Raw genomic sequence first — 19657 nt, forward strand, 5'->3', positions numbered from 1 at the left:
ACGCCTTGCATACAAGAGAGACCATGAAAATCACGAAAGCCGAATTCATCAAGAGCGCCACCCAACCCGAGCATTTTCCGCCGGCCGACAAGCCGGAGGTGGCCTTCGCGGGGCGAAGCAACGTGGGCAAGTCGAGCTTGATCAACACATTGCTCAACCGCAAGAAGCTCGTCAAAGTCAGCGGTCGGCCCGGGCATACCCAGTTGGTCAACTTCTTCAACATCAACGACCAGCTCTACTTCGTCGACCTTCCGGGCTATGGCTTTGCGAAAGTGCCTAAAGAGGTCAAAGACGCGTGGGGGCCGATGATCGAGGGGTACTTGGCCAATCGGCCCAATCTCACCGCCATGGTGTGCATCATGGACGTGCGCCGCGGCGTGCAAGAGGACGATTTCGAACTGATTCACGCAGCCCCTCACTTCGGCGTTCAGCCCATCTTGGTCTTCACCAAAGCCGACAAGCTGAACAAGCAGAAGAAGAAGCAACGCCGGATCGACATCGCCAACGAGTTCGGCGTGCACAAAGACGACATCATCTTGTTCTCGAGCCTCAACCGCACGGGCGTCGATCGCGTATGGAGGCGTATCGAGGAGCTGACCGGGCTGGGCAACGGATGAGTTGGCGCCTCGACGAGCCTCGCCTGGTGCGCGAGGGGGACGCGCTCAGAGTGCGCGAAGCCGGCGCCGATGATCTGGAGGCGATCCTCGCCATCGAGGAGACCGCCCACCCGACGCCGTGGATCGCAGAGGTCTTCGAGCGAGAGATGGCCCTCGACTGGTCGTATCTGTGGCTTTTCGAGCGTGGGAATAAGGCCGTCGGATTCCTCGTCTTCTGGGTGATCCACGACGAGGTCCACATCCTCAACGTGGCTGTCGATCCTGCATGTCGACGCCAAGGAATCGCCACCGCTGTCTTGGTTTATCTGGTTGAAATCGCCGAGGAACACGCGTCGAGTTTTGTGACGCTCGAGGTGCGCGAGCACAATCAGGCCGCGATCGCCCTTTACGAATCGCTGGGATTCGAGATCATTGGCAAGCGCGAGCAGTACTATGCCGACACTGGCGAGGACGCGTTCATCATGAGCTGCATCTTGTGATATGCGTGCGTTGCGTCGACCACCCCCCAAACGAGCACACAAACAATGAAAGTATTTTCGGGCAGCAGCCATCCCGCTTTTGCCAAGGCGATCTGCGATTACCTGGGCATCGAGCTAGGAAAGAGCCACACCGTCACGTTCAGCAACGAGAATATGCTCGTTCAGATCGACGAGAACGTGCGCGGAAGCGACGTTTATGTGGTCCAAACCTCGTGTCCGCCGGTGCACACGCACCTCTTCGAGATGCTCATCATGATCGACGCGCTGCGCTCGGCGTCGGCCAAGCGCATCACGGCGGTCATTCCGTACTTTCCGTACATCCGAAGCGACAAGAAGGATCGTCCCCGCATCAGCATCACCGCGCGCCTGATGGCCGACTTGGTCAAAGCGTCCGGGGCCGATCGCGTGCTCACGATGGACCTGCACAGCCCGCAGGCGCAGGGCTTTTTCCGCATGCCGGTCGACCAACTCCAGGGCGCCGGGCCGCTGTGTGAGCGCTTGGCCGACGACAAGCAGGACGACTGGGTGCTCGTGGCCGCAGACGCCGGCGAGGCCAAAGACCTGGGCCGTTACGCCAACCGGCTCGACCTGCCCATGGCGATCATCGACAAGCGTCGCGAGGGCGACGACGAGAAGCCGCGCGCGGTCAACCTCATCGGCGACGTGGAGGGGAAGGTCGCGCTGGTCGTCGACGACGAGATCGCCAGCGGGGGGACGCTCATCGAGGCGGCGACGTTCCTAAAGATCAAGGGCGCTCGCGAAGTAATGGCCGTGGCGACGCACCCGGTGTTCAGCTCGAACGCGCTCGGTCGCATCGCCACCGCGCCGCTGACCAAGGTCTTGGTCACCGACACGATTCCCATCGCCGAGGGGGCCGACACCGATAAGATCGAGGTCGTCTCGGTCGCGCCGATGTTCGCCGAGGCGATGGCACGTATCCGCGACGGCAGCTCCGTGTCGAACTTGTTCAAGGCCGACACCTTACGCGAAATCTTGCAAAAAGAGTCGATCGACGACTGAGCGATCGATTTGACGAGAAGAGGGCGGCCCGTCGGACGGGCCGCCCTTTTTGCTCTGTGGCAGGTTTGCTACTCGGAGAGCAATGCGTGGAACTCGCGCATCGACATCTCGGGGCCGTAGACGTCCAAGAAGTGCTCGAGCGAGTCCATCAACGCCGGATGCTCGGTCATCTCCGTCCACTTGAGGAAGGGGACGAGGAAGGGGCGGGCATGCTCGACCTCTTTTTGAAGTAGATACGCCGAGACGTCACCGCCATCCAGAAACCCGCTGGTTTCGTAGGCGTCGAGAAAAGCCTGGCGGTCATACTCGACCTGGCGAAACTCGACTTCCCAGCCGGTGGGTTTGAGCGTGAAGATGGCGTACTGGGCGCGCCAGTCACCGTTGAAGGGAAGGCCGACCGAGCCGACGTTGACGATGAGGCCGTCGCCAACCTCTCGCACCATCGGTCGGTGGGTGTGCGCGCAGACTAGCAGCGGCTCTTCGATCGACTCCCAGTGCTCGCGAAGCGTCTCCGCCTGGGTCCACTCGCCGATGCCTTCGCGGTACGAGCGTGGGCTTCCGTGAAAGAGGCGCAGCGACGGGGCGCACTCGGCAGTCATCGTGAAGGGGAGCGCGTCGAGGTACTCGGCGTGTTCATCGTCGAGCTCGGCGGCCATCCAGCGCGAGGCTGCCCATACCAACTCGGTGAGCCAATCGTCAGGGACATCCTGGCGGCGAAAGTCGAGGGTGTAGTCCTCGTGATTGCCGCGCACGCTGTGCCAGCCGAGCTCGCGGACGTGATCGACGACCGCGCTTCCCAGTGGGCCGCGGCCCACGAGGTCTCCTCCTACCAACACTTCGTCGACGCCGACACGGTCGATGTCGTCGACCACCGCCGCCAGTGCGAAGGGATTAGCGTGGATATCTGAGATGACGGCTACGCGCTGCATGTCTAGGAGCGTATGCGGTTCGAGGAGCTAGGTCCAGAGATAAGGTTTCCACTCGTCCGGATGCTCATCGAAGCGCGCGCTGCTGGCTGAAAAGGGCCACCACCGCGGCTCTTTGGGCTGCGACAGAAGCGGCATGGTTGCTTCTTCGGGGGTCCGGTCACCCTTGGTTCGATTACACGGTTTGCACGAGGTGACGATATTTGTCCAGTTCGTCGCCCCACCGCGGCTCCGTGGTAGTACGTGGTCGAAGGTAAGCTCCTCTTTGCGAAAGCGAACCCCACAATATTGGCAGCTAAAGCCGTCGCGCCGGTAGACGTTGGTGCGGGAGAACTGCACCCGGCTTCGAGGCACGCTGACCCGGCGCAACAGGCGCAATACCGAGGGGAGCCGAAACACGCGCGTGGCCGAGTGGACCACGCTGGCTTGGGGCTCGATCATCTCCGCTTTGCCCAGGATGAGCAGCGTGATGGCCTTTTTCCAGGAGACGACGCTCAGCGGCTCGTAAGTCGCGTTGAGTAATAATGCTGGGTCCATGCCGACGTACCTCGTACTACGGTGGGCCGTTGTTCCGGAACCAGCCGGCGATGGTTCCAGGCGCTCTCGAGGAGAGGAGCGCATATGCTTTGCCTGTGTCGGCTGTTCCATCCTCGGCTCAACGGGGGCCTGAGATACGTGAGCGCGAGCCGGGTTGCCATAGATGGAACGACAACCCGGCCAGCGTTTATTTCGTCGGCGTCGCCTTATAGGCAGACCCCGTCGATGCATCGAAGCTTCTGCTCCTGCGGGCAATCGGCGTCGGTGCTGCACTGGCGAATGCTGCCGTCCCAGCGCAGATACGGAATCACGACCCGGTCGCCGGTCTGCGGCGGATTGGGGCCGCCAAAGATGACTCGGTTGACGATCGAATCATAATCCCATCCGTCGGCGCGGCTACGTGTCCAGTCGACAATCGTGCCCGAGGAGACTTGACCGACGTTGACGTCGATGGAGGGAGGCGCCGGTGTTCCGCGCAAGCGCAGGCCGCTGGCGATGCCCGCCGAGGCGTTGGCGATATCGGCCAGGGTGGTGCCCAGGTCCGACTGGCAGATGCTGCCGGCGGTGCCGCCGGTGGCGTTTACCGCGCTGTGAATGCCGGCGGGGGCTTCGGCCGCCGTCGCACAACTCTCGCCGGGAATCCAGTAGATGCCGAACAGCGTGGCGGCGACGTCGGTGCGCAGGTAATAATCGACGAAGGGCTGGACGACCGCGTCGACCGCCGACTGATCGTAGTTGGAGTAGGTGGTCGGATCCTGCGGCGGGTTGCTGCCGCCGCCGGCGTCGGTCCAGTTCATCTTGGCCTGCACGTAGTCGTCGAACTCGTCGGTCACCGAGATGATCACCACCGCTGCGTCTTGGCGCAGTTTGAGCGGGTCGTTCGCCGCCCGCGGCATCGCCCGGTCGATGGCGGCCACGCCCATCGTCATGGTCATCTCACCCGACTCCTGGTCGGCGACCTTCTGCACGCAGTCTTTGAATTTCTGCGGGTCACGGGTGAAGTTGGCGCCGTTGTGGTCACACAACTTGCCGTTTTTGTACGGGGTGAACGAAATCCCCGGGAACGAGGGCAAAGACGGGCACGACCCGGTAAATCCGCCGCCGCCAAACATGTCCTTGACCCCCTGGCTGACCGCCGGGTCGCTGGAGATGCCATCGCAGGTGCCCGTAGTCACCGCCAGACGCCAGTCCAGGTTGGACTGCTGCAAAATCTGGACGAAGTCGTCGGCAAACTGACGCACCTGGGCGATCTCCTCGTTCATCGAGCCCGAGCCGTCGATGATCCAGATGAAATCGACCTTGGGCGTGGTGTCGACCCGGTAGGAGACGCACTGCTCGGTGAGCGTCTCGTTGGCCTCGGCGATCGCCGCACCACCGGTGATGTCGTCGATCAGATAGCCGGTGGCCGCCGCGTCGTCGGTGTACTCCGACTCGCGCACGACGGCGCCCGAGATGATGTAGTTGCCCGAGCCGCGCTTGATAACCTGGTAGACGAAGAGCAGCGGGTTGCCCGAGCTCGCGTTCGGAAGCGTATCCGACAGCGAGTGTGACGGCGTCGCTCCGTCGAGGCGGCCGAGGATGGCGTCGCGTGCGGAGGTCGGGCTCTGCACACCCGACAGGTCGATCACGGCGCTGACGACGGCGTTGTAGCCGTCGTGGGTGGTGATGCGCCGGCCGGTGGCGCGCTGCGTCGAGCCGCCATACAGGCCGGTGATGTCGCTGAAGACATCGTCGCGCACGGTCTCGGCGCTCGACCGGTTGGTCGGCAGCGAGGCCACGAATCCGGCAAAGTTGTTGGTCGTGTCGTTGAACACGTGAGCCTGGCCGCTCGACAGTCCGCTCACCTGACTGGTGGACAGCGCCGTCGGTACGGCCAACTGGTAGTTTCCGGTGCTGTTGCTCAGCATCTGCGGTTGAGACAGGTTCTGAGTGTCTTCGGGACGACACTCCAGATACTGCACTTCGTCGTTGTCGGGCGTGCCGTCGCCATCGGTGTCCGTCGAGCACGGATCGGACTCGCCTTGCGCACAGGTCGGGTCGTACTGCCGGTTGGGGCAAGTGCCGAGTTGGCCGTCGGCGTTGCCATCTTCGACCGCGTCGGGGATGCCGTCGCCGTCGGTGTCATCCGTGCGTGGGTTCATGCAGCCCGAGTCGACTTCGGGGCCGTCATTGACCCCGTCGCCGTCGCTATCCGGATTCAAGAAGTCGGTGCCGTTGAGACGCTCTTGCGCGTCGTCGAGCCCGTCACCGTCAGTATCAGCGGTGCGCGGATCGCTCTCACCCGGGTCGAATCGGCAGTTTTTGTTCTCGTCTTCTTCGCCGTCGGGGACGCCGTCTCGATCGGTGTCCGAATGGCCCGGTGACGTGCCCAAGCGGCATTCGCAGCCGTTGGTCAGCCCGTCGCCGTCGCTGTCGAGATCATTGGCACACGCCTGGTTGGCATCGACGTCGACGCTCGTTTGGGCGTCGGGGTCGTAGTTGGCGTCGGGCGGCACGAAGGCATCCTCACCGCCGCCGGCGTCTGTATCCGAGCCACCGCCGTCGGTGGCGTCGGAGCCTCCGTTGTTGCCTACCGAACGCTCCGGCTCACATTGGCCCGAGATCTGGTTGAAGACCTCTCCGGGGCCGCAATCGAGCGCGCCCCCTCCAGAGTCGGTGTCGTCGCTACATGCACTCAGGGTGAGCACGGAGGCAGCGGCGAGGACGAGAAACGAACGACAATATACAAGTGCGCGCATGGCATTTATCCAACAGGGCGGAATTACGTCTGTTATCGACTGGGGCACAATGTAGCGGAAACACAAGTCCCGTTACAAGATCACGCGGCGGCTTGACGGTCTGTTCCTTCAGGCGCGACACTTTGGGTCCGTGCTCCTTGGCCTCTTCTTCAATGTTCCGGGGCGTCTCACACTTGTGGATGAATGATGAACCTACGCCTGATACTTGTCTCGCCGCTGTTGATCGCGACGGCGTTTCTCCTGAGTTGCAGCACCGCGCAGGCTCCCGACGCGCAGGGGGATCTGTCGAAACAGGGGCCGTGCGCTGCGTCTTGGAATTTGCGCTACGAACGACTTGTGGGCCACAAGTGCTACCCGAAGCGCGTCGTCGAGGCCGCCAAGGCCGGATGCAAGGCCGGTGAGAAGACAAGTTGCAAGGTCGCGCGCGCCGTCAGTCGATACAACCGAACCACCCACCTCGACTTGGAAGATGGCGCGGTGGCGACCGCGGCGGCGGCTGGCTGCAAGGCCGGCGAAGGCGACGGTTGCGCCTTGCACGGTCTCGAGCTGTTGGCGATGCGATTTGACGCACAGGCGGCCAAGATCTTCGGTCGCGGTTGCAAGCTGGGGTCGCGGGCGAGTTGTTTCGAAGCCGCGCGGCTCAAAGGCGAGAAGCCCGCGTTCGACATGGCCCACAACACGTGCGATGCACAGCAGCCGGTGCCGTGCCGCCAACAGGCGTGCCGCCGCGGTGATGGCGCATCATGTCGCGTGCTCGGGCGTTTCGCCGAGGACGGCGAGCATCTCGAGCGCAACCTTGGTGAGGCGGTCACCTACTATGAGAAGGCGTGCATGCTCGCTGATATGGCCGGCTGTGGCGCGTTGGGGCGCTTTTACGCGCGTGGCCAAGTCGTCCCCAGGCAAACGGGCGTGGCGCGTAAGCTCTTCGCCTGGGGCTGTGGGCCCGATAACACCGAGGCGTGCGTGGGGGCAGCCCGCATGCTCGCCGAGGGGCTCGGCGGCGAGCGCGACCCGCAGGCTGCCGAGAAACTGTACTCGGCGGCTTGCGAAGGAGAGAGCGGTATCGCCTGCCGTGAACTCGCGTCGCTCTACAAGACCGCGATTGTTTTCCGGACCAAGAGGGCTGAAATTGCCTCGTATTTTGGCAAGGGTTGTGAGCTTGGCGACGGCCCCGCGTGCGCCCATCGCGCCGAGATCGAGCTCGCCAAGAAGCCTCTGGACGAGCAGGCCGTTGCACGCGTGGAGTCGCTCTACCGAAGCGCATGCGACGCAAAGTTCGCCGATGGCTGCAAGCAAGGGGCTGACCGGTTTTACTTCGGCAACGGAGTTCCCTCCAACGAGAAGGTCGCCATCGAGTTGGCTTCGAAAGCATGCGAGCTCGGGTCGGCCCTGCATTGCACGCGCGCGGCTGACGGCTATCGATTCGGACGCGGTGTCTCCGTCGACGACAAACGCGCCACCGAGCTCGTCGAACGAGGCATCGAGCTCCACAAAGATGCGTGCGGCGACGAGCAGGGGCGCGGCTGTTTCTACGCCGCTCACGCCATCGCCCACGGCTTCCCGCGAGAGAAAAAGCTCGAGGAGGCGAGGGCGTTTCTCGAAAAGGCTTGTGAGGATGGCGCCAAGGGGGCGTGTCGTGAGATCGCCTCGCAGTATGTCATCGGCGAAATTTATCCTCGTGAGCGCCAGCGGGGTATCGAGAAGCTGCGAAGCCTCTGTGACAAAGGAGACAACGCCAGCTGCGACACCTTGGCCGACGAGTTGTCCTTCGGGCTGGGCGGGGAGAGCGAACTCGCCGATGGCCTCGACTATCACCGGCGTGGATGCTTCTGGTACTCGAACGACGCTGCGTGTGTGAAACTCGGATTGCACTATCTGCGCGGTCACGGCGCCCAGCGCGATGCGAAAAAGGCGTTCGAGTATGCCTTCCGAGCCTGCAGTGAAGACGGCGAGCGCCAAGGCTGCACCGGCGCCGGCGTGACGGTATTGCGCAGTCATCCAGAGAGCGATGACGAAAAGAGCATGCCCGATTTGCTGCAGCAGTATTGCGTCTATGACGGCAATGACTCCGTTTGTACGCCCCTCGCACGGATGTACGAAACCGGCTACAGCCTTCCCAGAGAACCCTACCGCGCCCTCAGCCTCTACGAACGTGTCTGCGACGCCGAAGTTGGCTTCAGCTCCGAAGCTTGCTCACGCGCCGAGTTGGTTCGCCTGGCGAAGAAGACTGATGACGACGCGGACAAGTCCCCCAAAGACCTCGACAAAGCTTGCAAAGCTGGCGACGCGGCGAGTTGTGTGCTCCTGGCGCGGCACCACGAGTTCGGAACGACCGACACAAACCGGTTTCGCAAGGCGCTTCCCCACTACCGAAAGGCGTGCGAACTCGGCAGCGCGGACGCCTGCACGATCTATGTCACGCTGTCCTTCGAAGAGGGCCAGCCGTGGGGCGCAAAATTCTACGAAGAACTCGCCTGGGCCTGTCAGAAGGGGACGGCGCTGATGTGCTACCAGTGGGGCAACTACATGGGCAGCCACAACTGGGACATCTTCGTGCGGATGAACCAGGCGGCCTGCGCCAAGGGCAACCAAGTGGCATGTCGCCTCTTGGAGCGCAACTTGGAGCCGCTCGAGCTAGAAGCTGAGTCTTCGGCCAAAGCATCGTCCGCAGACAAGCGCTGAGCTAGCTGGGTAGGGTGCGCGCGGCGGTCAACACGACCACCTCGCGGGCACCGGCACCTCGGAGCACGCGCGCCACTTCGTCGGCCGTCGCGCCGGTGGTCATCACGTCGTCGATGAGCACGACCTTGTTCCCCTCGACTCGCTCAGAGTTCGTACACTCGAAGGCTCCCCGCAGGTTCGTCAGCCGCTCGTCGCGGCTCAATGCGGCCTGGGCACGAGTACGCACGGTCTTGCGCACCAGGTCGCTCGCAACGTGTCGATGGGGCAATGCGAGGCGGGCGAGGAGATGAGCCGGGTTGAATCCACGAGCGCGCAAGTCTGCCGCGTGCATGGGCACGGCCGTAATGACGCTATCGACCTCGTCGCTCGCCCGAGCGATGCGCTCGTCAATCCAGGGGCGCCACGCGCGTGCTAGACTGCGAAGCATCCACAAATGACCCTGGTACTTGGCGCGCTGTAACGCTTCGGCGATGACGCCGGCATACTCCCACCGCGCCCGGGCGGTTTCGAAGCGCGGACGCCGCGCGAGACACCGGCCGCAGATTTCGTCGACGCCCGAGTACGTCCCCTCCACCTGAAGGCGGGGGGCTCCACAGACGAGACATTTGGGGCCCTCGATCGGGAACACGGCGTGCGCGCAGCGCCCGCAGGCGAGTTGGTCTTCAGTCAGGTAGTCGTCACAACTGACGCAGCGCGCCGGAAAGACTTGGCGAAGTGCAAAGCGTACGATCGTTCGGAGTCTTGGGGGCAGTTTCATGTCGTCCTCTGTCGAAAACAGGTGCTTGGTGGTGGAGAGGCTCGTCGAGCCTCCCCTTTGGTTTTCGGCAGATCTATGGGATTTGTTGCGTGGTTTTTTGAAAATCACGCCCCCACGGGCTTCACGAGGTGATTTGTGAAATTTGAAATTGTTGCGGTAGGGAAACTCAGAAATCAGCATTTTCGGGCGTTGACCGACGACTACCTCGGACGACTGGAGCACTACACGCCGGTCGAGGAGTTGGAAGTGCGTGAGTCGCGGCTCACGGACCGAAATGTGTCGAAGGGGCTGGCCGAGGAGGCCGAGTCGCTGGAGAATGCGGCTTCGGAGGGGGCGGTGACGATCGCGCTGGACGAGCGAGGCAAGCACCTGACGAGCCGTGAGTTGGCCCGTTGGGTCGACGATTGGATGGTGACCGGCACGCGCTACGTCAGCTTCTTTATCGGTAGCGCCAACGGCCTCGACGCCAACTTTCGCAAAAGCTGCCGCCGACGCCTGTCGCTATCGAAGATGACGCTCCCGCACGAAATGGCACGCATGATGCTCGCCGAGCAACTCTACCGGGCGATGAGCATCATCCGCGGTGAGCCCTATCACCGCTAGCTTGGATAGCCGCGTACCGAAGGCGGCTGCTTAGAGCTTTTGCAGCTCGAAGTGGCCGTACAGGTCGTCAGGGCCGTCTTCGAGCTCCAAAAACGGCGCGTCGGGCCACATGCGCTCGAGGTCGTACTCGTCGCGCACCGAGCCGTTGAAGATGTGCAAAATGGCGTCACCGAAGTCGATGAGCGCCCACTGGCCCGACTCGACGCCTTCGATGCCCAGCGGCTTGTAGCCGGCTTCGGACAGGCTGTTTTGCACGTGCTTGGCGATCGCCTGGACGTGGCGGTCGGAGGTGGCCGTACACACGATCACAAAATCGGTGTAGCTGACCAGCCCTCGCAGGTCGATGGCCTTGGTGTTCAGCGCCTTGAGGTCCCAAGTCAGCCCGGCGATGTCGCGCGCGAGCGTCTCGGTATCCACCTCGTCGGCATTGAGCGCATAGATGTCGGAGTTGCCCCCATCGGAAGGCGTCTGGGGGGTCGAACCGGAGGGGAGTGGCGTGTCGTTACTCATTCGTCTCCTGCGTGGATGTTACCGCGCTACCTGTTGGTGTTCGAGCGCCCGTTCTGGCGCTCACTGTCGAATTTGCCCGTCTCCGAGCACTACAAATTTGGTGGTCGTCAACTCGTCGATGCCCATCGGGCCATACGCGTGCATCTTGGTGGTGCTGATGCCAATTTCGGCACCCAGTCCGAGCTGGTTGCCATCGCTAAAGCGAGTTGATGCGTTGATCATGACTACCGAACTGTCAACCTCGCGCTGAAAACGCTCGCTCTGAGAGTAGTCCTCCGTCAGCAGAGACTCGGTGTGGTGCGAGCCGTATTCGTTAATGTGCCCAATGGCCTCGCTCAGGTCCTCGACCACGCGCACGGCGAGCTCCAGCGACAAAAACTCGGTGCGGTAATGTTCGGCGGTGGCGTGGTCGTAGGTGTTGGCGTCCAAGCCGCTCTGCTCGGCGACCTCGAAAGCACGTTCGCAAAGGTGGAGCTTGACGCCGGCGTCGGCCAGGCGGTCGAGCGCGCGCCCCAAGTGTGTCTTGACGGCGTTGTCGAGCACGAGCAGCGTCTCCATGGCGTTGCACACCCCGGGGCGTTGAGTCTTGGCGTTGAGTACGATCGGATCGACGACCTCGCGGCGCGCCGAGCCGTCGATGACCACGTGGCAGACGCCTTCGTCGTGCTTGATCACCGGGATACGCGAGTGCTCGGTCACGAATCGGATAAGCCCTTTGCCTCCGCGCGGGATGATCACGTCGATGTCGTCGGAGAGCCTGAGCATCTCTTGGACGGCGCCGCGGTCGGTGGTGTCGACAAAGCCTACCGCGTGGCGTGCGCCCTCGGGCAGGGCGCTCGCCTCGAGGCCCGCCAGAATGGCCTTGTAGACCGCGCGGTTCGACGCGAAAGCGTCCGAGCCGCCCTTGAGCAACACTCCGTTGCCGCTCTTGATGCACAGCGCCGCGGCATCGCTGGTCACGTTGGGGCGCGACTCGTAAATGATGCCGATCACCCCCAGCGGGATGCGCCGGCGCCCCACGCGCAAGCCATTCGGGCGTACCCAGGTTGATTCGACGCGACCGACGGGATCGCCCAGTGCGATGATCTCCTCGACGTCGGACGCCATTTTGTCGATACGTGCCGGGGTCAACTCGAGCCGGTCCAAAAACGCCTCGTCGAGCCCCTTGGCGCGCCCGTTGGCCAGGTCCTGGCGATTGGCTTCCAAGATCGCCTCGGTCTGATCGCGCAGTGCAGTGGCGATCTTCGACAGCGCGTCGTTCTTGGCACTGGAGGGCTGGAAGGCGAGGAGACGAGCCGACTGGCGAACCCGTCGGGCGGTGGAGTGCAATTTCTCGAAACGGACAGACTTAGTCGCGTCAGGCATGGACGGCCTTTTAACTTCTCTTGTGGATTCGAAATACAGCCATGACAAACCGAACGGGGGAACTGGGTTTGTATGGTGCGGGCTGTGTAGCCCACACAGGTTGATCATAGTGCCCCCCATTTCCCAGTCAAGAGGGGTCGGGCCGGCCGACAAAAGGAGGAAGCGCAAAAAAGTGCGCCCGTCGGCTTGACCTCTTTGAGATCGTGTTAAGAGTTGGTCGCCGATCAGATTGTGACCCATGGCTCGGCCCCGCGCGGCGCCACTTTCGCCGCCGCGCTCGGTTCACCAACGCCAGTCTCACGGGCCGAGTTTCATCGCTGAGAAAATCTTGCGCTTTACGCCTTGACTTTCAGAGGAGGGTCACTATAAATCCGACGCAGTTAGCACTCTCGGAAGCAGAGTGCTAATGCGGGCTTCGGAGGAGCGCGCTCCCATCGTGTCGCGCCCCTCCGGGCCGAGCAACTTCTTTAAATTTATATTGGTAGCAAGTCCGTTCCCTTTTGTTGAAAACCTTACGGAGGACAGTCTCATGAACGTCAAGCCGCTTTATGACCGCGTCCTGGTCCAGCGAGTCCAGAGTGATGAGAAGAGTGCCGGTGGAATCATCATCCCCGAGACCGCCAAAGAGAAGCCCCTCGAGGGCATCGTGCGCTCGGTCGGACCGGGCAAGCTCACCGACTCGGGTGAGAACGCTCCCATGCAGGTCCAAGAGGGCGACAAGATCCTCTTCGGCAAGTACTCGGGCACCGAGATCACCATCCAGGGCGAAGAGCACCTCATCCTGCGTGAGGACGAGATCCTGGCGGTCATCGAAGACTGAATCGTCGGAGCGAACGCCCAGTCGGGCATTCAACTCCAACTGCTCAATCGATAGCAATACATACGATCTGAAGGAGTTCAGACATGGCAGCTAAAGAAATTATTTTTGATGCACGCGCTCGCCAGCGCATTCTCAAGGGTGTCAACACCCTGGCCAACGCCGTGCGCGTGACGCTCGGACCCCGTGGCCGCAACGTGGTCATCGAGAAGAGCTTCGGTGCGCCGACCATCACCAAGGACGGCGTGACCGTCGCCAAAGAGGTCGAGCTCGAAGACAAGTTCCAGAACATGGGCGCGCAGATGGTCAAAGAGGTCTCGTCGAAGACCTCGGACACCGCCGGTGACGGTACGACCACCGCAACCGTGCTCGCTCAGGCCATCTTCCGTGAGGGCTCCAAGCTCGTGGCCGCCGGCCACGACCCGATGAGCATCAAGCGTGGCATCGACAAGGCCGTCGAGGCCGTCGTCGGCGCCATCGGCGAGTTGGCCACCCGCACCAACGACCGCGGCAAGATCGCTCAGGTGGGTACCATCTCGGCGAACAACGACCCGCAGATCGGCGAGCTGATCGCCGAGGCGATGGAAAAGGTCGGTGAGTCGGGCGTCATCACCGTCGAAGAGGCCAAAGGCCTGCACGACGAGCTCGAGTTCGTCGAAGGTATGCAGTTCGACCGTGGCTACCTGTCGCCGTACTTCGTGACCGACAGCGAGCGCATGGAAGTCAACCTCGAAGATCCCTTCATCCTGCTCTTCGACAAGAAGGTCAGCAGCATGAAGGACCTTCTTCCGGTGCTCGAGCAGGTCCACCAGCAGGGCAACAAGCCGCTGCTCATCATCGCCGAAGACATCGAAGGCGAAGCGCTTGCCACCCTCGTGGTCAACAAGCTGCGCGGCGTGCTCAACGTCGCTGCGGTCAAGGCGCCGGGCTTCGGCGACCGCCGCAAGCAGATGCTCGAAGACATCGCGGTGCTGACCGGTGGTCAGGTCATCAGCGAAGAGCGCGGCATGCAGCTGGAGAACACCAAGCTCAACGACCTGGGCACGGCTGATAGCGTCACCATCACCAAAGACGCGACCACCGTCGTCGGTGGCAAGGGCACCAAGGACGACATCCAGGCCCGCATCCAGCAGATCAACACCCAGATCGGCACGACCACCAGCGACTACGACCGCGAGAAGCTCCAGGAGCGCCTGGCCAAGCTTTCGGGCGGCGTCGCTGTCATGAAGGTCGGTGCGGCCACCGAGATCGAGATGAAGGAGAAGAAGGCGCGCGTCGAGGACGCCCTCAACGCAACCCGCGCCGCCGTCGAAGAGGGCATCGTCCCCGGTGGTGGTGTCGCTCTGCTCCGCGCTCGCAAGGCGCTCGACAACGTCGAAGCCAAGGACGACGAAGTCTTCGGTGTCGAGATCATCCGTCGCGCCGTCGAAGAGCCGATCCGTCAGATCTCGGCCAACGCCGGCGTCGAGGGCTCGCTGGTCATCCAGGAAGTTCTCAGCCAGGACGGCAACTACGGCTACAACGCTGCCATCGGCGAGTACCAGGACCTGGTCGAAGCCGGTGTCATCGACCCGGCCAAGGTCACCCGTACCGCGCTGCAGAACGCAGCCAGCGTCGCTGGCCTGATGCTCACCACCGAGGCGATGGTCGCCGAGAAGCCCAAGAAGAAGGGCGCCGAGGACGACGATGACGCCGGAATGGGCGGCATGGGCGCCATGGGTGGAATGGGCGGCATGGGAGGCATGGGCGGCATGATGTAAGCCCCCGACTCCGATGCGGCTCGAGGCCCGGTGAGTTGTCACCGGCGCCTCCCGCCGAATCTAGAAGCCCCGCGCACTCTTTGGGTGCGCGGGGCTTTTTTTTGTGCGGCGAACGCGAGTTGAAGCAGACACGACCGGGGTGCTAAGCTCACCTCGGTCAACGCATTTCACTCGCCGCAACACGAGTCTCTAGCGAGCTTCTGATGGTTAAGTCCGATCCCGACGCGCGCCTGCGCAAGCTTCTCGCGCCGGGAAGTTTGTTCGAGGAAAAGTATCGGGTCGTCTCCCAGCTGGGGACGGGAAGCTTTGCCATCGTGGTCAAGGCGCGACACGAGGTCATGGGGCGTGACGTCGCTCTCAAGTGCCTCAAGCCTTCGGTGGTGCGATCCAACCCGGAGGTCTCCGAGCGCTTCGTCAACGAGGTGCAGATCGTCAGTCGGCTGCGCCATCCCAACACCGTGACCATTTTCGATTTCGGCCAGACCGACGATGATCTGGCCTACATGGTCCTCGAGTACCTGAAGGGACAGACGCTCGACGAACTCATCGCGCGCGAAGGTGCCCTCGACGAAACACGCGCGATTCATATCTGCCGACAGATCTTGAAGAGCTTGGCCGAGGCGCACGCCCTCGGGATCATCCACCGGGATCTGAAGCCGTCCAATATCATGCTCACCGAGCTTCACGGCGAGCCGGATTTCGTCAAGGTGCTCGACTTCGGCGTGGCCAAGCTGCTCGAGGATTCCGAACGCCGCGACACCAAGTTTCAGCCCCGCTCCACGCAGTTCATCGGTACCCCCGTGTATATGAGTCCGGAGCAGGTGCTCGGCCAGCCGGTCGCACCTGCCAGCGATCTCTACAGCCTCGGGTTGATCCTCTACGAAATGCTCACCGGCCAGACGCCGATCGAGCACGACAGCGTCGCCTCGGTGGTGCGTGAACACCTCGACGATCGGCCGCTGCCGTTTCCGAAGCTCGATCAGGTCGCGCCGCCGCTCCAAAAGATCATTCGCAAGTGTACCGAGCGCCAACCCAAAGCGCGGTATCGCACCGTCAAGGCGTTCGCCCGCGCGCTACCAGTCGAAGGGGTCGCCGAGAGCATCGAGCAAATCCGCCCGCAAGCGGAGCTGGCCACCGCCGAGGCCGCCCCGGGCTTGACTCAGGAAACCTCCGAGCCGGATGTCTTCTCGGGTAAGAATTACCTGGCGCCGCCCGAGCCCGAAGAGGAGAGGGCGGCCGCCGCACGGTCCGGGGAGTTCCTCGCCCGGGCACCGCGTCAACGCGAGCCCCAGCGCCCCAAGCGGCCCAAGCGGCCGTCACCGTCGCTGAGCACCGACGAGCTCGACCTCGATCTGGAGACGGTCAATCGACAGCGCCAGCGCATCGAGCAGCGCCGCCGTCAGCGGTCGACCGGCTCGCGCCAGGTCGACGGTGATTGGGAGGCGCGCGAGTATTGGACACGCTTGTCGGTCTATGCCGCCGGTCTGCTGGCGTCTCACTGGGGATTTGTGTTGCTCACGGCGATGATGAGTGGCCAATCGAACTCGGTGCGCTTCGGCGCAGGTTTGCTGATGATCGTCGCGGCGGTGACGTGGACGGCGTTCTCCGAGGTTCAAGCGGTTGGCGTCGACTTCGGTCGGCGTTGGCTCGTTCCGACCGCCAAAAACTTCGTGTACATTCTCGGGATTATCTTCTTGGCGGCCGCGCTGTGGCGTCCCGGGCCCACTTCCACGGGTCTGACCACCGACCCGACATGGTTCTATGCATCGCTCCCCAAGTTTCCGCCGCTGACCTGGATTGACGCGGCGACCGTTTGGGGCGCCGAAACGCTCGCTCCCCTGTTCGCCTACATGGCCAACGTACTTCCTTACTGATCGACCTCGGCTCCATGTCGCAACCTGGCAATACACTGCGCGATTATATCCACATCGGCGATGCGCTGGTCGGTCGGTACTTCATCGAAGATACGGTCGGCGCCGGAGCTTTTGGGGCTATTTACAGCGCCATCGACCAGCAGACCGGGGAGCGGGTGGCGGTCAAGGCGTTGCCGCCGCAAGGTGAGGCAGCCAGCGACACTGCGCTGGCGCGTTTTCGCCGTGAGATGAAGGTGATCAGCAACCTGATTCACCGCAACATCATCGGGCTGTATGACTTCGGGCAGACCGACGAGGACGTCTTTTTCATGATCCTCGAGTACGTCGACGGCAAGCCGCTCGACCGGGTCGTGTACCGCTCTCCGCTGGAGCCCCAGGACGTCATCGATGTGTGCGAGCAGATCGCCTCGGCGCTCAACCTCGCTCACCACCGCGGGGTGATCCATCGCGATCTGAAGCCCGCCAACATCATGCTCACCCGCGAGGCGGACGGCTACGACGTCAAAGTGCTCGACTTTGGCATGGCGAAGCTTCTGTCGCGTATCGATGACGACTCCATCCCCCAGCTTACCCGCGAGGGAATGGCGGTGGGTACGCCTCGCTACATTGCGCCCGAGCAGGCGCGCGGGGAGCAGGTAGGGCCTTGGACTGATTTGTATGCGTTGGGCCTGTTGGTGTACGAGATGCTCACCGGCGCGCGGGCGGTCAAGGCCGACGACGTCGAGGGGGCTGTGAGCGCCCATGTGTCACGAAAGCCGCTCGACCTCCAAGAACTCGACCAGGTCCCCGAGACGTTTCGCCCGGTGCTCTTTCGGCTCATCGAGAAGGACCCGCAGAAGCGTTACCGTTCGGCCGAAGAACTCATGGCCGACCTCGACGCGCTGCGCTACGAGACCGGCGTGGGAATCGGCGCCCCGGATCGACCGCAATTCGACCCGCTAAAGGGACGCGTCGAAGGCGGGCCCGCGGCAGGCGCCACATCGCAAGCGGCTGCACCGGTCAGCCGGGTTCCCCAAGAGCGACGAAAACAAGCTCAGCGCATCGCCGCCGAGGCACGCCAGGAGCAGGAGCTCGACCTCGATTGGGAGGCGTACGATCAGCACGGTTCCAGACAGCGCGATCCCGCGCTCAAGAAACGCGAGAAAGATGATGCGTACGTTTTGTTTCGAGGCCCGGATCGGCCCATCGAGTGGGTCGAGGCGTGCGTTGCGCCGCTTCTGGGCTTCTTTGCGTTCGTGCTGTTGACGGCGCAGCTTCGCTCGTTCGACTACGGCATACGCTTGGCGGTGGGGTTGGTGCCGGTGGTCATCGCGCTGGCTTGGTCGGTCGGGTCGGGCCGAGGCAGCTGGCGTTATAGTTTCTTTCGGCTGTGGAACCTTTTTTCGATCGCGGCCGCCTTTGTGGCCCATGCTCTGGGCCCAGCCAAACTCATCACCGAATTGTACCGTCACCCCACCTGGTTTCTCGCCCCCGTTCGGGACCTGCCCGGAATGGATGCGACAGAGGGCGTGTTGACGTGGGTGATGCGGCGCTATGCCGTCGTCTTGTCGACGCTGCTCGATTCCGGCGGCCATCTCATCAACTGACAAACCGACGACAAAATCTCCCTACATTCGTTCTTGACGCGCTGGCGAGCTTGACACTTTGGACCGCCAGATTGTAGGCGTCATGCACTTGCGAACTTGTGAACAACGACAAGGAGCCTTCATGGATCGCTGCAAAATGTTACTTCTGGCGCTGGCCGCCATCGTGGGACTGGGTCTCGCGACCGGCTGTGACCAGAAGGTCAAAGATGATGCCAAAGAAGAGAAAGCCGAGGCCAAAGCGGCCGAGGACGACAAGAAAGAAGACGGAGCCAAAGAGCAGGCCAAGACCGACGGTCCGCCGCTCGAGGCGACCGGTCCTGTGGCCGTGGTCGACGGCACCGAGATCACCGCTGAGCGCTTCAATGAAGCTGTCGAGCGTCGCACCAAGGCGATGGGCGGGCGGATGCCCCCTCCGATGGCCAACATGATGAAGAAGCGCACCGTCGATCGCCTCATCGACGAGCACCTCATCGACCAGAAGCTCGAAGGGGCCAAGGTCGAAGTCGAGCCGAAGGAAGTCGACGAGGAGTTCAACAAATTCAAAGAGCGCTTCCCCAACGAGAAGGCCTTTGAATCTTTCCTGACTCGTAACGGCATCACCGCCGACAAGATGAAGGAAAACCTCCAGAAAGACCTCAAGCTGCGCAAGTTGCTCGAGGACAAGTACGGCATCGAGGTCACCGAGAAGGACGCCAAAGACTACTACGAGAAGAACGAGGCTCGCTTCGAGCAGCCCGAGCAGGTCAAAGCGCGTCACATTCTCATCAAAACCGAGAAGGGCGCCGACCAGGCTGCGCTCGACAAAGCCAAGAAGCGCGCCGAGGACCTCGCCAAGGAAGCCAAGAAGTCGGGCACCGACTTCGCCAAGCTCGCCGAAGAGAAGTCCGAGGGCCCCTCGGCTTCGCGCGGTGGTGACCTGGGCTTCTTTACCCGTCGTCGCATGGTCCCCGAGTTCTCCGAGGCTGCCTTCAACATGAAGCCCGGCGAGATCTCCGACCCCGTCAAGACCCAGTTCGGCTACCACGTGATCAAGGTCGAAGAGAAAAAGGAAGCCGGCAAGGTTCCTTACGACGAGGCCAAAGAGAAGATCATGATGCAGCTCGAGCGTCAGAAGTTCCGCAAGGCGATGAAGCAGTTCCTCGCCGAGCTGAAGAAGGACGTCAAAATCGAGCGCAAGGAAGACAACATCAAGGTCAACGTCAGCGCCGATGCCGCGCAGGGCGGCCCGGGTATGATGGGCGGTGGCAAGATGCAGCAAATGCAGCTGCAAAAGGCCCTGCAGAAGAAGCTGCAGCAACAGCAGCAGCAAAAGCAGCAAGGCGGCGACTCGAAAGGGTCGGACCCGACCAAGCTGAAGCTTCAGGAGCCCAATCTCGGCAAGTAAGT

Annotated in this window: 16 protein-coding genes; 10 read left to right on the top strand and 6 right to left on the bottom strand. The window is 62.6% G+C overall.

Annotation, left to right across the window (positions count from 1 at the left end):
• The first annotated feature begins 23 nt into the window (after positions 1-23).
• Genes yihA through FIV42_RS26795 form a run of 3 tightly spaced genes read left to right on the top strand, consistent with a single transcriptional unit; the run spans position 24 to position 2116 of the window.
• On the top strand, positions 24-617 hold the full coding sequence (gene yihA / locus FIV42_RS26785; RefSeq protein ID WP_141200662.1) for a ribosome biogenesis GTP-binding protein YihA/YsxC: 594 nt from the start codon (positions 24-26) through the stop codon (positions 615-617).
• A complete protein-coding gene (rimI, locus tag FIV42_RS26790) occupies positions 614-1096 on the top strand; it encodes a ribosomal protein S18-alanine N-acetyltransferase (RefSeq protein ID WP_168210973.1) in 483 nt (160 codons plus the stop codon). The genes yihA and rimI overlap by 4 nt, the downstream gene beginning before the upstream one ends.
• 45 nt (positions 1097-1141) lie before the next feature.
• Positions 1142-2116, top strand: a complete 975-nt coding sequence (locus tag FIV42_RS26795; RefSeq protein ID WP_141200664.1) for a ribose-phosphate diphosphokinase — start codon at positions 1142-1144, stop codon at positions 2114-2116.
• A gap of 68 nt (positions 2117-2184) precedes the next feature.
• Here FIV42_RS26795 and FIV42_RS26800 read toward each other — a convergent pair whose 3' ends face one another.
• The 3 genes from FIV42_RS26800 to FIV42_RS26810 all read right to left on the bottom strand — a co-directional run bounded on the left by FIV42_RS26800 (position 2185) and on the right by FIV42_RS26810 (position 6317).
• Positions 2185-3045 carry a metallophosphoesterase family protein gene (locus FIV42_RS26800; RefSeq protein WP_141200665.1) on the bottom strand — a complete coding sequence of 287 codons (861 nt, stop codon included), beginning with the start codon at positions 3043-3045 and terminating at the stop codon, positions 2185-2187.
• Positions 3046-3072: 27 nt separating this feature from the next.
• Complete coding sequence (locus tag FIV42_RS26805) at positions 3073-3579, bottom strand: HNH endonuclease (protein WP_141200666.1); 507 nt, start codon at positions 3577-3579, stop codon at positions 3073-3075.
• A 206-nt stretch (positions 3580-3785) separates the two neighbouring features.
• Entirely contained in the window at positions 3786-6317 is a 2532-nt protein-coding gene (locus FIV42_RS26810; RefSeq protein ID WP_141200667.1) for a hypothetical protein, read from the bottom strand.
• Positions 6318-6503: 186 nt separating this feature from the next.
• Here FIV42_RS26810 and FIV42_RS26815 point away from each other — a divergent pair, with 186 nt between their 5' ends.
• Positions 6504-8999, top strand: coding sequence for a tetratricopeptide repeat protein (locus tag FIV42_RS26815; RefSeq protein ID WP_168210974.1), 2496 nt, complete (start codon positions 6504-6506; stop codon positions 8997-8999).
• Between the two features lies 1 nt (position 9000).
• On the opposite strand, the gene FIV42_RS26820 is transcribed toward FIV42_RS26815, so the two are convergent.
• Positions 9001-9756, bottom strand: coding sequence for a ComF family protein (locus FIV42_RS26820; protein ID WP_168210975.1), 756 nt, complete (start codon positions 9754-9756; stop codon positions 9001-9003).
• A 135-nt stretch (positions 9757-9891) separates the two neighbouring features.
• On the opposite strand from FIV42_RS26820, the gene FIV42_RS26825 reads away from it, so the two are divergent.
• Positions 9892-10359: a 23S rRNA (pseudouridine(1915)-N(3))-methyltransferase RlmH gene (locus tag FIV42_RS26825; protein ID WP_141200670.1), complete on the top strand. Its 468-nt coding sequence runs from the start codon at positions 9892-9894 to the stop codon at positions 10357-10359.
• Positions 10360-10389: 30 nt separating this feature from the next.
• On the opposite strand, the gene rsfS is transcribed toward FIV42_RS26825, so the two are convergent.
• Positions 10390-10869: a ribosome silencing factor gene (gene rsfS / locus FIV42_RS26830; RefSeq protein WP_141200671.1), complete on the bottom strand. Its 480-nt coding sequence runs from the start codon at positions 10867-10869 to the stop codon at positions 10390-10392.
• A gap of 60 nt (positions 10870-10929) precedes the next feature.
• Positions 10930-12234, bottom strand: coding sequence for a glutamate-5-semialdehyde dehydrogenase (locus FIV42_RS26835; RefSeq protein WP_141200672.1), 1305 nt, complete (start codon positions 12232-12234; stop codon positions 10930-10932).
• 529 nt (positions 12235-12763) lie between these two features.
• Here FIV42_RS26835 and FIV42_RS26840 point away from each other — a divergent pair.
• The 5 genes from FIV42_RS26840 to FIV42_RS30985 all read left to right on the top strand — a co-directional run bounded on the left by FIV42_RS26840 (position 12764) and on the right by FIV42_RS30985 (position 19655).
• Positions 12764-13054, top strand: a complete 291-nt coding sequence (locus tag FIV42_RS26840) for a co-chaperone GroES (protein WP_141200673.1) — start codon at positions 12764-12766, stop codon at positions 13052-13054.
• Positions 13055-13137: 83 nt separating this feature from the next.
• The gene (gene groL / locus FIV42_RS26845) at positions 13138-14811 is read left to right on the top strand and encodes a chaperonin GroEL (RefSeq protein ID WP_141200674.1); all 1674 of its coding nucleotides are present in this window, start codon (positions 13138-13140) and stop codon (positions 14809-14811) included.
• A gap of 203 nt (positions 14812-15014) precedes the next feature.
• Positions 15015-16685: a serine/threonine-protein kinase gene (locus tag FIV42_RS26850; protein ID WP_141200675.1), complete on the top strand. Its 1671-nt coding sequence runs from the start codon at positions 15015-15017 to the stop codon at positions 16683-16685.
• A gap of 14 nt (positions 16686-16699) precedes the next feature.
• Positions 16700-18271: a serine/threonine protein kinase gene (locus tag FIV42_RS26855; RefSeq protein WP_141200676.1), complete on the top strand. Its 1572-nt coding sequence runs from the start codon at positions 16700-16702 to the stop codon at positions 18269-18271.
• A gap of 121 nt (positions 18272-18392) precedes the next feature.
• Positions 18393-19655, top strand: a complete 1263-nt coding sequence (locus FIV42_RS30985; protein ID WP_168210976.1) for a peptidylprolyl isomerase — start codon at positions 18393-18395, stop codon at positions 19653-19655.
• Positions 19656-19657 lie beyond the last annotated feature (2 nt).

The organism is Persicimonas caeni, from assembly GCF_006517175.1.
GTDB classification, from domain to species: Bacteria; Myxococcota_A; Bradymonadia; order Bradymonadales; family Bradymonadaceae; genus Persicimonas; species Persicimonas caeni.